The sequence below is a fragment of the Brenneria roseae subsp. americana genome, from assembly GCF_003115815.1.
Taxonomy (GTDB): Bacteria; Pseudomonadota; Gammaproteobacteria; order Enterobacterales; family Enterobacteriaceae; genus Brenneria; species Brenneria roseae.
Map to the genome: position 1 here is coordinate 268,518 of NZ_QDKJ01000002.1, position 11,537 is coordinate 280,054.

12 protein-coding genes and 1 other annotated feature are annotated in these 11,537 nt (G+C 52.5%); of the genes, 9 read left to right on the forward strand and 3 right to left on the reverse strand.

Annotated features, from left to right (window positions below; all coding sequences use genetic code 11):
• Positions 1-10: 10 nt before the first annotated feature.
• Positions 11-1,204 (reverse strand): efflux RND transporter periplasmic adaptor subunit, encoded by a 1,194-nt coding sequence (locus B4923_RS03175; RefSeq protein WP_109052911.1) that lies wholly within the window; start codon positions 1,202-1,204, stop codon positions 11-13.
• A gap of 141 nt (positions 1,205-1,345) precedes the next feature.
• Here B4923_RS03175 and acrR point away from each other — a divergent pair, with 141 nt between their 5' ends.
• Positions 1,346-1,987 (forward strand): multidrug efflux transporter transcriptional repressor AcrR, encoded by a 642-nt coding sequence (acrR, locus tag B4923_RS03180; RefSeq protein WP_109052912.1) that lies wholly within the window; start codon positions 1,346-1,348, stop codon positions 1,985-1,987.
• An 80-nt stretch (positions 1,988-2,067) separates the two neighbouring features.
• Here acrR and rsmS read toward each other — a convergent pair whose 3' ends face one another.
• Together rsmS and priC are read right to left on the reverse strand one after the other, a co-directional pair.
• On the reverse strand, positions 2,068-2,232 hold the full coding sequence (rsmS, locus tag B4923_RS03185; protein WP_109052913.1) for a pleiotropic regulatory protein RsmS: 165 nt from the start codon (positions 2,230-2,232) through the stop codon (positions 2,068-2,070).
• Between the two features lie 63 nt (positions 2,233-2,295).
• The gene (gene priC / locus B4923_RS03190) at positions 2,296-2,832 is read right to left on the reverse strand and encodes a primosomal replication protein PriC (protein WP_109052914.1); all 537 of its coding nucleotides are present in this window, start codon (positions 2,830-2,832) and stop codon (positions 2,296-2,298) included.
• Between the two features lie 163 nt (positions 2,833-2,995).
• Here priC and B4923_RS03195 point away from each other — a divergent pair, with 163 nt between their 5' ends.
• The 8 genes from B4923_RS03195 to hemH all read left to right on the forward strand — a co-directional run bounded on the left by B4923_RS03195 (position 2,996) and on the right by hemH (position 11,515).
• Entirely contained in the window at positions 2,996-3,388 is a 393-nt protein-coding gene (locus B4923_RS03195; RefSeq protein WP_109052915.1) for a DUF454 family protein, read from the forward strand.
• Between the two features lie 232 nt (positions 3,389-3,620).
• A complete protein-coding gene (gene apt, locus B4923_RS03200) occupies positions 3,621-4,169 on the forward strand; it encodes an adenine phosphoribosyltransferase (RefSeq protein WP_109052916.1) in 549 nt (182 codons plus the stop codon).
• Between the two features lie 74 nt (positions 4,170-4,243).
• Positions 4,244-6,286 (forward strand): DNA polymerase III subunit gamma/tau, encoded by a 2,043-nt coding sequence (gene dnaX / locus B4923_RS03205; RefSeq protein WP_109052917.1) that lies wholly within the window; start codon positions 4,244-4,246, stop codon positions 6,284-6,286.
• Positions 5,616-5,680: a sequence feature (DnaX frameshifting element), on the forward strand. It overlaps the preceding gene by 65 nt.
• Positions 6,287-6,326: 40 nt before the next feature.
• Complete coding sequence (locus B4923_RS03210; RefSeq protein WP_109052918.1) at positions 6,327-6,656, forward strand: YbaB/EbfC family nucleoid-associated protein; 330 nt, start codon at positions 6,327-6,329, stop codon at positions 6,654-6,656.
• The gene (recR, locus tag B4923_RS03215; RefSeq protein WP_109052919.1) at positions 6,656-7,261 is read left to right on the forward strand and encodes a recombination mediator RecR; all 606 of its coding nucleotides are present in this window, start codon (positions 6,656-6,658) and stop codon (positions 7,259-7,261) included. The genes B4923_RS03210 and recR overlap by 1 nt, the downstream gene beginning before the upstream one ends.
• 168 nt (positions 7,262-7,429) lie before the next feature.
• Positions 7,430-9,313, forward strand: a complete 1,884-nt coding sequence (gene htpG / locus B4923_RS03220; RefSeq protein WP_211313919.1) for a molecular chaperone HtpG — start codon at positions 7,430-7,432, stop codon at positions 9,311-9,313.
• Between the two features lie 322 nt (positions 9,314-9,635).
• Positions 9,636-10,280, forward strand: a complete 645-nt coding sequence (gene adk / locus B4923_RS03225) for an adenylate kinase (protein ID WP_109052921.1) — start codon at positions 9,636-9,638, stop codon at positions 10,278-10,280.
• 272 nt (positions 10,281-10,552) lie between these two features.
• A complete protein-coding gene (gene hemH, locus B4923_RS03235) occupies positions 10,553-11,515 on the forward strand; it encodes a ferrochelatase (protein ID WP_109052923.1) in 963 nt (320 codons plus the stop codon).
• Positions 11,516-11,537 lie beyond the last annotated feature (22 nt).

Consider the following 11,537-nt stretch of genomic DNA (forward strand, 5'->3'; position numbering starts at 1 on the left):
CCGGCTCCTGTTAAGACTTCGCGGGTTCAGCCGACGCTTGCTGCGGCTGCTCATTATCTTGAGCGACTTCTTGGGCCTTCACTTGTACACCGGGTCTGATTTTTTGCAGGCCGGTGAGAATAACGCGATCGCCTTCTTTCAAGCCTTCCGTAACCAACCATTTGTCACCAATTGCTTTACTGGTTTTAAGCGACCGCGGTTCGACTTTATCGCCTTCTCCGACCAGCATCGCCGTTGCTTCACCGCGTGGATCGCGGGTGATTCCCTGCTGTGGAACCAGTAACGCATTATTGTTTATACCGGACTCGAGACGCGCACGTACAAACATGCCGGGCAGAAGGTCGTGTTGCGGGTTAGGGAAAATGGCCCGTAAGGTGATTGAACCTGTGGTTTCATCAACGGTCACGTCCGAAAACTCCAGCGTACCCGGATGGCCGTATTCTGAACCATCCTCCAGCAGCAGACGAACGGTCGCTTTACCTTCGTTCTGTTTCAGCGTGCCGTTTTCCAGTTCTTTCTTCAGTTGCAGGAAATCATTACTGGATTGCGTGACATCGACATACATCGGATCCAACTGCTGTACGGTGGTTAATGCGGTGGTTTGACCGGTAGAAACCAGCGCGCCTTCTGTTACCGTGGATTTACCAATCCGACCGGAGATTGGCGAACTTACTTTGGTATAAGCGAGGTTGATCTGAGCGGTATCTACCGCGGCTTGCGCGGCCTGAACAGCGGCATCAGCCTGACGGGACGTTGCAACAGCCTGATCGTAATCCTGTTTGCTGATGTAATTGGTTCCCAGCAGAGGTTTGTAACGATTAACGGTTAAACGAGCGATTTCAGCGCTGGCCTGTGCCTGTGCTAATGAGCCTCTGGCACTATTATAATTGGCCTCATACGTCGCAGGATCGATCTGATACAGTGATGCGCCCGCCTGAATATCACTTCCTTCAACAAAGTTGCGTTTCAGGATAATGCCACCGACCTGAGGGCGGACTTCTGCAATGCGATAGGCGTTGGTACGGCCAGGCAAGTCGGTCGTGACATTCAATGACTGCGTTTTCAATGTCACAATACCCACTTCAGGAGCCTGTTGTTGCGCGTCAGCCTGCTGATTTTCACTACTGTCGCACCCTGCGAGAATTAAGCCGCCAGAAAGCATCAGAACTGCCGCCAGAGGCGTTAGCCCTCTGTTTTTGTTCATAGATAAACCTCAAGTGTCCGATTTGAAATTGACCAATGGATCACGTGCTTAAAACCCATTGCTGCGATAGTCTTATCTTCATGCTATGTTACATACATACTCGAATGTATGTAAATCACACTTTCCTTCAAATACAGCGATATGGCACGAAAAACCAAACTACAGGCTCAAGAAACCCGACGACAAATAATTGATGCAGCGTTGAGAGTATTCTCAGAGCATGGTGTATCTGCTACGTCACTGGCTGATATTGCCGCTGCCGCAGGAGTTACCCGTGGCGCTATTTACTGGCATTTCAAAAACAAAGCTGAATTATTTGATGAAATATGGGCATTAGCAGAAGCAAAAATCAGTGATTTTGAAATAGAGTATCAGACAAAATTCCCTGATAATCCACTCCTTGTGATGCGTGAATTATTGATTTATATGCTCCGTTTAACCGTCAGTGACCCTCAGTGGCGCTCCATGATGGAAATCATTTTTCATAAATGTGAGTTTGTAGGTGAAATGCTACAATCTTATAACGCCCGCAAAGCGCTTTATCTTTCCTGCTACACCGATATTGAAGATAACTTGATACGATGTATCCGTTTGGGGATGCTGCCGGCGGATATTCATCCCCGTCGCGCCGCTATCGCATTACGCGCCTATTTTTCGGGCATTATGGAAAACTGGTTGTTCATGCCCGAGAGTTTCAACCTTGAACAGGACGCGCCCACATTGACAGATGCTTTTATTGATATGCTTCGCTTCAGCACTGCCATTCGTCATACTGCGGTTTGAGCGGCTCATTGAATATCGCTCGATCTGGCTGTGTCGTTGATATGGGCGACGGGCGCTTGTCCCTGTCGGTGCTTTGAGGGCTACGCTTCAGTAGGTTTTTTCTCCCGCTGCGCCTTCTTCTGAAAGTCTTCGCGTACGATTTCCAGGGCAGCCAGGGCAAGCTGCGGTTCAATTTGGTTATCTTCCAATAACATGATCAGATCGACTGCCAGTTTGATCTCCGGGGGCGCATTTTCCAGCGACATAACGGATTCCCCTCCATCGTATTCTGCATGGGTCTTTCAGATATAGCAGAAAGACCACACAATTTACAGGCCCTGCTCGTTGCGTTCGATTAAGCGTTCCAGTCGGGAGAGTGCCTGCCGACAGCGCGATAGTCGGCCTTCCAGCGCGGCCAGCTCTTTTTGCAGCCGCTGTTGTTCACTGAATAATGTTTGTGTACTGAGCAGGCTTTCCCTGTCCTGAATCATGGAGAGCAGGCGGCGTTCGTAACCTTGATGTTCCGCTAATTTATGGTAGAGATCGTCTGCTGAGGGGATGGTGGGTTGTTCCTGGCGCCGTAAAGATTGTGTGGCTGACTCGCGTTGTAGTGCCGTAATTTGACTGACCAGTTTTTCTGCCATGAAGGCGACCTGTTCCGTGCGTTGTTCCGCTACCAGTTGCCGGATCAAATGTAAGTTCTGGCTGACTTCCGCGAAGTAATCTTTCAGGCGTGTACCATAGCTGCTAAATAATTGACGATCAAAACGCGACTGTGAAATGGATTTATCCGCGATCGGCTCAATTTCTTTTGCCAGCGTTGCAATCTGCTGTTCAAGAACCAGCAGCAGTTTGTGAGTGTTCACATTATTCCCCTACGCCAAGCGGATAGCCCAGCTTGCCTGTAATGATAGGTCGGTACAAGTTATTGTCGTTATCCGGAATGAGAATATCTTAACTAACCAGTCGAAAAAGTTGGTGATAAAGTGTCATTGTCATAGCCGATGTTTTTAGATCGCAAGGGTGAATATGTATCGTGTGGCGCTGATAATATTAGGGTGGATCGCTGTGGTGCTGGCAACGCTTGGCGTGGTGTTGCCCCTGCTGCCGACTACGCCGTTTCTATTATTGGCGGCGTGGTGTTTTGCCCGTTCGTCTCCGCGTTTTCATTATTGGCTGCTTTACCGTTCATGGTTCGGCGGTTATTTACGTCATTGGCAGCAATACCGGGCGTTACCGCCGGGAGCAAAGTGGAAGGCGGTTGCCGTTATTTTGTTAACGTTTGCGCTCTCGCTTTGGCTGGTTAAAATGATCTGGGTAAGAGTCTTGCTACTGGTGATTCTGGCAATTTTATTGACCTTTATGCTTCGTTTACCGGTTATTGATCCGGAACAACAAAAAATTTCCGGAAGAAATTTTTAATAACGCATGGCGTTAGCCGTTGGGCGACGAGGCTCGACAGCCGTTACAAAAAGCGCGCTGACGCCGTGCAGATGGTTGCTTTTATCTGCCAGTTTGACTAGATTTGACCGTTTTCGTGCGCCGGCCGCCATTTCCTTTCTTTCGCAAGTGTGTCAATTCACTGGCAGATGAAGTGCTGGAAGTGGTGTGGGGGTCAGCATTAGTATGTTAGAACGTTTTATCAGGCACAGATATGATGACAGCGCAGCAGCCAGAATTGATTAAAAACAGTATTAAAAGCATTCCCGACTACCCAAAACCGGGGATTCTGTTTCGCGATGTAACGAGTCTGCTGGAAGATCCTGCCGCTTATGCTGCCAGCATCGAGATGTTGACCGATCGTTACCGCGATGCCGGTATTACCAAAGTCGTGGGAACGGAAGCGCGTGGTTTCCTGTTCGGCGCGCCAGTTGCTCTGGCGCTGGGCGTTGGTTTCGTTCCTGTTCGCAAGCCAGGCAAACTGCCGCGTCCCACCATCAGCGAGAGCTACGAACTGGAATATGGTTCCGACAGTCTGGAAATCCACTCAGATGCAATCAATGCCGCGGATAACGTACTGGTTATCGACGATCTGCTGGCAACCGGCGGGACGATTGAAGCGACGGTAAAACTGATTCGCCGTTTGGGTGGTCACGTCACCGACGCCGCTTTTGTCATCAACCTGTTCGATTTGGGTGGAACACAACGTCTGGAAGCGATGGGCGTGCACTGCTATAGCCTGGTTGACTTCCCCGGACATTAATCATAACAGCCTCGCCGATAACGGCGAGGCTGTGTTAGCATGACCTCCTCAATAACTCAACTGTTGCGGTATTGATGAGCTATCAGGTTCTTGCCCGTAAGTGGCGTCCCCAAACCTTTGCCAATGTCGTTGGTCAAGAGCATGTACTGACCGCATTGGCCAATGGCCTTTCTTTAGGCAGAATCCATCATGCCTATCTGTTTTCCGGTACGCGCGGCGTAGGGAAGACCACCATCGCGCGTTTGCTGGCAAAAGGGCTGAATTGCGAGCAGGGCGTAACAGCGACCCCTTGTGGACAATGTGAGAACTGCCGTGAGATCGAGCAAGGTCGTTTTGTCGATTTAATCGAGATCGATGCGGCTTCCCGCACCAAGGTCGAAGACACCCGCGAACTACTGGATAACGTGCAGTATGCGCCGGCGCGCGGTCGCTTCAAGGTCTACCTGATCGATGAAGTTCATATGCTATCGCGGCACAGTTTCAATGCGTTGCTGAAAACGCTGGAAGAGCCGCCGCCGCACGTCAAATTCCTGCTGGCGACCACCGATCCGCAAAAGCTGCCGGTGACAATTTTGTCACGCTGCCTGCAATTCCATCTGAAAGCGCTGGATGTTGAACAGATTCGGGCGCATCTGGAGCAGGTGTTGCAGGCTGAACAACTGGTCAGCGAACCCCGGGCGTTACAGTTGCTGGCGCGTGCCGCCGATGGCAGCCTGCGCGATGCGCTGAGCCTGACCGATCAGGCGATCGCCATGGGACAAGGTCAGGTGACGACCGAATCCGTTAGTCGGATGCTGGGAACGCTGGATGATGAGCAGCCGCTGGCGATTATCGAAGCGCTGGTGAAAGCCGATAGCGAGCACGTGATGTCCCTGCTCGATCAGGCGGCAGCGCGAGGCGTCGACTGGGAGGCGCTGCTGGTGGAAACCCTGACGTTACTGCATCGTATCGCCATGGTTCAATTGTTGCCGACGGCATTGAGTCACGATTATGCGTCGGTTGAAGCCCGCCTGCGGGATTTGGCCCGGGCGCTACCGCCTGCGGATGTGCAGCTTTACTACCAGATACTGCTGATAGGACGCAAAGAATTGCCCTATGCGCCGGATCGCCGCATGGGCGTGGAAATGACGTTGCTGCGGGCGTTGGCATTTCACCCGCAACAGATAATTGAAGCGCCTGCGTCGGCGCCGCCGGTGAGTACAAGACCGTCTCCCTCAACGCCGGCGGCGGCAATCGCCAATACCGCTACGCCGCAAGGCAATGCGCCGCAGGATAATGCGTTCGCGCCATCTTATCCGACGGACATGCCCGTGCCGCCTGCCGACTATGCTTCCGGCGCCGCAGACGCCGAGTATGCGGCATCTGCGCCTCCCCCGGATACGGTTGATAGCGGCCTTTCTGATACCACATCGCAACTGCTACAGGCGCGTAGCCGGCTATTGCGCAAGCAGGGGACAACTCCGCCAAAAAAGGCTGAACCGGCAGCGTCTGATAAAACGCGGCCGGCAACCTCGGCGCTTGAGCGTTTAGCCTCGGTGACCGAGCGCAGCATGCAGCGGAAAAATGAAAAGGATACGGCTTCCGTTTCCGCCAAAAAACCGGAAGCTTATCGCTGGCGTGCGCAGAACAAGGCTGAGGAGATAAAAGCGGATGTCACCACGCCGAAAGCGTTGCGTTCTGCGTTGGAGCATGAAAAAACGCCTGAACTGGCGGCACGGTTGGCGGAGGAGTCACTGGAGCGTGATGAATGGGCGGCGGAAATTAATCGCCTGTCGTTACCAAAACTGGTACAACAGCTGGCGTTAAATGCCTTCAGGGAGATCCCCGAGGCAGGTAAAATACATCTGCATCTGCGTTCTTCCCAGCGTCACCTGAATTCACCCGCGGCGCAGGAAACGCTGACGGAAGCGCTGACGGCGCACTACGGTCATCCGATAACGCTGTCGGTGACCGAAGATGATAATCCCGCGGTGCTGACGCCGCTGGAATGGCGTCAGGCGATTTATGAAGAAAAGCTGGCGCAGGCACGCCAGTCGATTCTGGCTGATAATACGATTCAAACGCTGCGGCGTTTCTTTGATGCGGAACTGGACGAAGAGAGTATCCGCCCTGTTTAACCGCTGCGAGTTTGCAGCCCGAAGTGATAGAGAGAAAACTATGTTTGGTAAAGGTGGAATTGGCAATCTGATGAAGCAAGCCCAGCAGATGCAGGAAAAAATGCAGCAGATGCAGGAAGAGATTGCAAATCTGGAAGTCACGGGTGAATCGGGCGCCGGTCTGGTGAAGATTACGATCAATGGGGCGCACAATTGCCGCCGTGTTGAGATCGATCCCAGCCTGATGGAAGACGATAAAGAAATGCTGGAAGATCTGATCGCGGCGGCGTTCAACGATGCCGCGCGTCGTATTGACGAAACGCAGAAAGAGAAAATGGCTTCTGTTTCCAGCGGCATGCAGTTGCCGCCAGGCTTTAAGATGCCGTTCTGATGCAAACCAGTCCGCTTCTTGAAGCACTGATGGAGGCGTTGCGCTGTTTGCCGGGGGTCGGGCCGAAATCGGCGCAGCGCATGGCTTTTCATCTGCTGCAGCGTAACCGCAGCGGAGGGATGCGTCTGGCGCAGGCGCTGACTCGCGCCATGTCTGAAGTCGGTCACTGTGCCGACTGCCGCACCTTCACCGAACAGGATGTGTGCACCATCTGTTCCAACCCGCGCCGTCAGCAAAATGGTCAGATCTGCGTGGTGGAAAGCCCGGCGGATATTCATGCCATCGAACAGACCGGGCAGTTTGCCGGACGTTACTTTGTGCTGATGGGGCATTTATCGCCGCTCGATGGGATCGGCCCGGATGATATTGGTCTGGGGCGTCTGGAAGAGCGTCTGCAAAGCGAATCGATCGGCGAAGTCATTCTGGCCACCAACCCGACGGTGGAAGGTGACGCGACGGCTAACTACATTGCCGAACTGTGTGCGCAGTATGGCGTGATGGCCAGCCGGATTGCCCATGGCGTTCCTGTCGGGGGAGAGTTGGAAATGGTGGATGGCACCACGCTTTCCCACTCGCTTGCCGGTCGTCAACCTTTCAAGTTTTAATCTCAACCGGCTGTCAGAGTGCTGCCTGACTGCCGGGTTACCCTTTTATTTATCCGCTTTTTTTGCCTGGCCTCGCCCTTGAAATTATCGTGTCCTATCCCCACTTCATGCTCATCGTCAGTTTAATCAGCCTGAATAATATTAGGATTGAGGTAAGCAACAATGAGTATGAAAGGCCAAGAAACCCGTGGATTCCAGTCCGAAGTAAAGCAACTGCTGCATTTGATGATCCATTCACTGTATTCCAATAAAGAAATCTTCCTGCGTGAATTGATCTCCAATGCCTCCGATGCGGCAGATAAATTACGTTTCCGGGCATTGTCTGCCCCTGAACTGTATGCCGGCGACGGCGACCTGCGCGTGCGAGTTTCGACCGATAAAGAAAAACGTACTCTGACGATTTCTGATAACGGTATTGGTATGAGCCGTGAGGAAGTGATTGATAATCTGGGAACGATCGCTAAATCGGGTACAAAAGCGTTTTTGGAGTCGATGGGGTCCGATCAGATTAAAGACAGCCAACTGATTGGTCAGTTTGGCGTTGGTTTTTATTCGGCCTTTATCGTAGCGGATAAGGTTACGGTGCGCACTCGTGCGGCTGGCGCGGCTGCCGATCAGGCGGTGTTCTGGGAATCGGCGGGCGAGGGGGACTACACCATCGCCGATATCACCAAAGACGATCGCGGCACTGAAATTACGCTGCATCTGCGGGAAGGGGAAGATGAGTTTCTGGATGACTGGCGCGTGCGCTCCATCATCAGCAAATACTCCGATCACATTGCGCTGCCGGTGGAGATTGAATCCCGAACGGAAAGTGAAGAAGAAGGCGGCGAATCAACCGTAAGCTGGGAGAAGATCAACAAGGCGCAGGCCCTGTGGACGCGCAGCAAATCTGAAATCAGCGATGAAGAATATAACGAGTTCTACAAGCACATCGCTCATGATTTTACCGACCCGCTGAGCTGGAGCCACAACCGTGTGGAAGGCAAGCAGGAGTACACCAGCCTGCTGTATATCCCTGCCCGTGCGCCGTGGGACATGTGGAACCGCGACCATAAACACGGCCTGAAACTGTATGTTCAGCGCGTATTTATTATGGACGATGCCGAACAGTTCATGCCGAACTATCTGCGTTTCGTTCGCGGCCTGATTGATTCCAATGATCTGCCGCTCAACGTTTCCCGCGAAATTTTGCAGGATAGCCGCGTCACTCAGAACCTGCGTAATGCCCTGACCAAACGCGTATTGCAGATGCTGGAAAAACTGGCGAAAGATGACGCGGAAAAATATCAAACCTTCTGGCAACAGTTCGGTCTGGTGCTGAAAGAGGGCCCGGCTGAAGACAGCGGCAACCGCGAAGCGATCGCTAAACTGCTGCGCTTTGCCACGACGCAGTCCGACAGCTCGGCACAGACCGTATCGCTGGAAGAGTATGTTGGCCGGATGGTTGAAGGTCAGGATAAAATTTATTACATCACGGCTGACAGCTATGCCGCCGCGAAGAGCAGCCCGCATCTGGAGCTGTTCCGCAAGAAAGGCATTGAAGTGTTGCTGTTGTCCGATCGTATCGACGAATGGATGATGAGCTACCTGACTGAGTTCGATGGCAAGTCATTCCAGTCGGTCAGCAAGGCGGATGAAGCGCTGGATAAGCTGGCGGATGAAGAAAACGACGCGCAGAAAGAAGCGGAAAAAGCGCTGGAGCCTTTTGTCGATCGCGTGAAAACCCTGTTGGGTGAGCGAGTGAAAGACGTTCGTTTGACGCATCGTCTGACGGATACGCCTGCGATTGTGGTCACTGACGCCAATGAAATGAGTACGCAGATGGCGAAACTGTTTGCCGCTGCCGGACAACAGGCGCCGGAAGTGAAGTATATTTTTGAACTGAACCCGGAACATGCGCTGGTTAAGCGTGCTGCCGATGTCAGTGATGAAGCCGGATTCGCCGAATGGGTGGAGCTGCTGCTCGATCAGGCTTTACTGGCAGAGCGCGGTACGCTGGACGATCCTAACCAGTTTATCCGTCGCATGAACCAGTTGTTGACAGCCTGATATCATCATCTCTCAGACCCCGGTTCTCCGGGGTCGTTAAACGCCGCTTGCGGCGTTTTTTTATTATTTATCGGTTATGACGCCATACCCATTCGCGTGGCAGCGGCCGATCGGATTTTCTCTGGTTTCCACCTCGTCGAATATTCTTTTATTCGTCTACACTCACAGTCATGACCGTCCGACCATAAGGTTTGGCGGCTTTTTCACCGGCTGATGATATGCTGAAGCGAGCCCGTTCCTTGAGGATAAGCGCCTGGAATGGTATGGTTTAGCGTTTTTCAAATTTATTTTATAAAAACTACATAGCAAGGGGATTTACGCAATGCGTATTATTCTGCTGGGCGCTCCAGGCGCAGGCAAAGGTACTCAGGCTCAATTCATCATGGAAAAATACGGGATCCCGCAGATTTCCACTGGTGATATGCTACGTGCCGCGGTAAAAGCGGGTACTGAACTGGGTAAGCAGGCTAAAGAAATCATGGACGCTGGTAAGCTGGTGACGGATGAATTGGTCATTGCCCTGGTTAAAGAACGTATCGCCCAGGATGATTGTCATAACGGTTTTCTGCTGGATGGTTTCCCGCGGACTATTCCTCAGGCTGATGCCATGAAAGAAGCGGGCATCAATGTGGACTATGTGATTGAATTTGCTGTTCCTGATGAACTGATCGTCGATCGTATTGTGGGACGTCGCGTTCATGCCGCGTCCGGCCGTGTTTATCATGTGAAATTTAATCCGCCTAAAGTTGAAGGCAAGGATGACGTCACGGGCGAAGAACTGACGACGCGTAAAGACGATCAGGAAGAAACCGTACGTAAACGTCTGGTGGAATATCATCAGCAAACCGCGCCGCTGGTGGCTTACTACCAGAAAGAAGCTGATGCGGGCAACACCCGTTATTTCAAAGTGGAAGGTACGCGCAAAGTCGCAGAAGTTCGCGCCGAACTGGAAACGATCCTGGGCTGATATCCCCGACGCCCGGAACATAGGGTAATGCTTCTGATGCCAGACGACCGTCTGGCATTTTTTATGGCGGGCCGTCACTGCGTGACGTTGAAAAACGCAGGCGCGTTTTTATGTCGGCGGCGCGATCACGGTTACTTTCTTCTATTAGTGACATCGGTTTTAACCATGCTATCTACCCGTATTGGTTTGGTTTTTTCGCTACAATAAAGATTCTGATAGGTAGACATAGCGGGTTGGCTGGATAGATAAGCGGCTTGTTTTAAGGGGAAGGTATGAGAGTAGAGAAACTCGGCGTTTTGATGGTGAATTTAGGGACGCCCGATGCACCGACACCGCAGGCGGTGAAACGCTATCTGGCCGAGTTCCTGAGCGACAGGCGTGTCGTGGATACGTCTCGTCTGTTATGGCAGCCGCTGCTGCGTGGCGTCATTCTGCCGTTCCGCTCTCCGCGAGTGGCAAAACTCTATCAGTCCGTCTGGATGGAGGGCGGCTCGCCGCTGCTGGTGATTAGTCGTCGGCAACAACAGGCGCTGGCGACACGTCTGCCTGATACTCCTGTCGAGTTGGGGATGAGCTATGGTTCTCCCAGCCTGCATTCTGCGCTGGATAAACTGTTATTGCAGGGAGTCACACAGCTGGTGGTTATCCCGATGTATCCCCAGTATTCCTGTTCGACCACGGCCTCCGTCTGGGATGGACTGGCGACGCAGTTACGCCGCTATCGGCAATTGCCCGCCATTCGCTTTATTCGCGATTACGCCGAACACCCTGCTTATATTGCCGCATTAAAATATCGGGTTGAACAGGCTTTTGCCGGGCACGGCGAGCCCGATCGACTGGTGCTCTCTTTTCATGGCATCCCGCAGCGTTATGCCAACGAAGGCGATGACTATCCACAGCGTTGTCATGCAACCACTGAGGCATTGATTGCCGCATTGGGATTGCCGCAGGAAAAGGTGATGATGACCTTCCAGTCACGTTTCGGACGCGAGCCCTGGCTGACGCCTTATACGGATGCAACGATGCAGGCGCTGCCTTCGCAGGGCGTTAAACGTATTCAGATTATGTGTCCGGGGTTTGCCGCAGACTGTCTGGAAACGCTGGAAGAGATTCAGGAGCAGAACCGCGAGATATTTTTGCATGCGGGCGGCGAAGCATTTAATTACATTCCCGCGCTGAATGACGATCCGTTGCACATCGATATGCTTGAGCAGTTAGTCACAAAAGCAGATTAAGCCAACGTGCGATAACAGCAGA

What these genes read in the sequence shown, in the direction of transcription:
- acrR (WP_109052912.1), top strand. Translation starts at nt 1,346, where the DNA reads ATGGCACGAAAAACCAAACTACAGGCTCAAGAAACCCGACGACAAATA.
- B4923_RS03195 (WP_109052915.1), top strand. Translation starts at nt 2,996, where the DNA reads ATGTATCGTGTGGCGCTGATAATATTAGGGTGGATCGCTGTGGTGCTG.
- hemH (WP_109052923.1), top strand. Translation starts at nt 10,553, where the DNA reads ATGAGAGTAGAGAAACTCGGCGTTTTGATGGTGAATTTAGGGACGCCC.
- apt (WP_109052916.1), top strand. Translation starts at nt 3,621, where the DNA reads ATGATGACAGCGCAGCAGCCAGAATTGATTAAAAACAGTATTAAAAGC.
- adk (WP_109052921.1), top strand. Translation starts at nt 9,636, where the DNA reads ATGCGTATTATTCTGCTGGGCGCTCCAGGCGCAGGCAAAGGTACTCAG.
- htpG (WP_211313919.1), top strand. Translation starts at nt 7,430, where the DNA reads ATGAAAGGCCAAGAAACCCGTGGATTCCAGTCCGAAGTAAAGCAACTG.
- B4923_RS03210 (WP_109052918.1), top strand. Translation starts at nt 6,327, where the DNA reads ATGTTTGGTAAAGGTGGAATTGGCAATCTGATGAAGCAAGCCCAGCAG.
- B4923_RS03175 (WP_109052911.1), bottom strand. Translation starts at nt 1,204, where the DNA reads ATGAACAAAAACAGAGGGCTAACGCCTCTGGCGGCAGTTCTGATGCTT.
- rsmS (WP_109052913.1), bottom strand. Translation starts at nt 2,232, where the DNA reads ATGTCGCTGGAAAATGCGCCCCCGGAGATCAAACTGGCAGTCGATCTG.
- recR (WP_109052919.1), top strand. Translation starts at nt 6,656, where the DNA reads ATGCAAACCAGTCCGCTTCTTGAAGCACTGATGGAGGCGTTGCGCTGT.
- dnaX (WP_109052917.1), top strand. Translation starts at nt 4,244, where the DNA reads ATGAGCTATCAGGTTCTTGCCCGTAAGTGGCGTCCCCAAACCTTTGCC.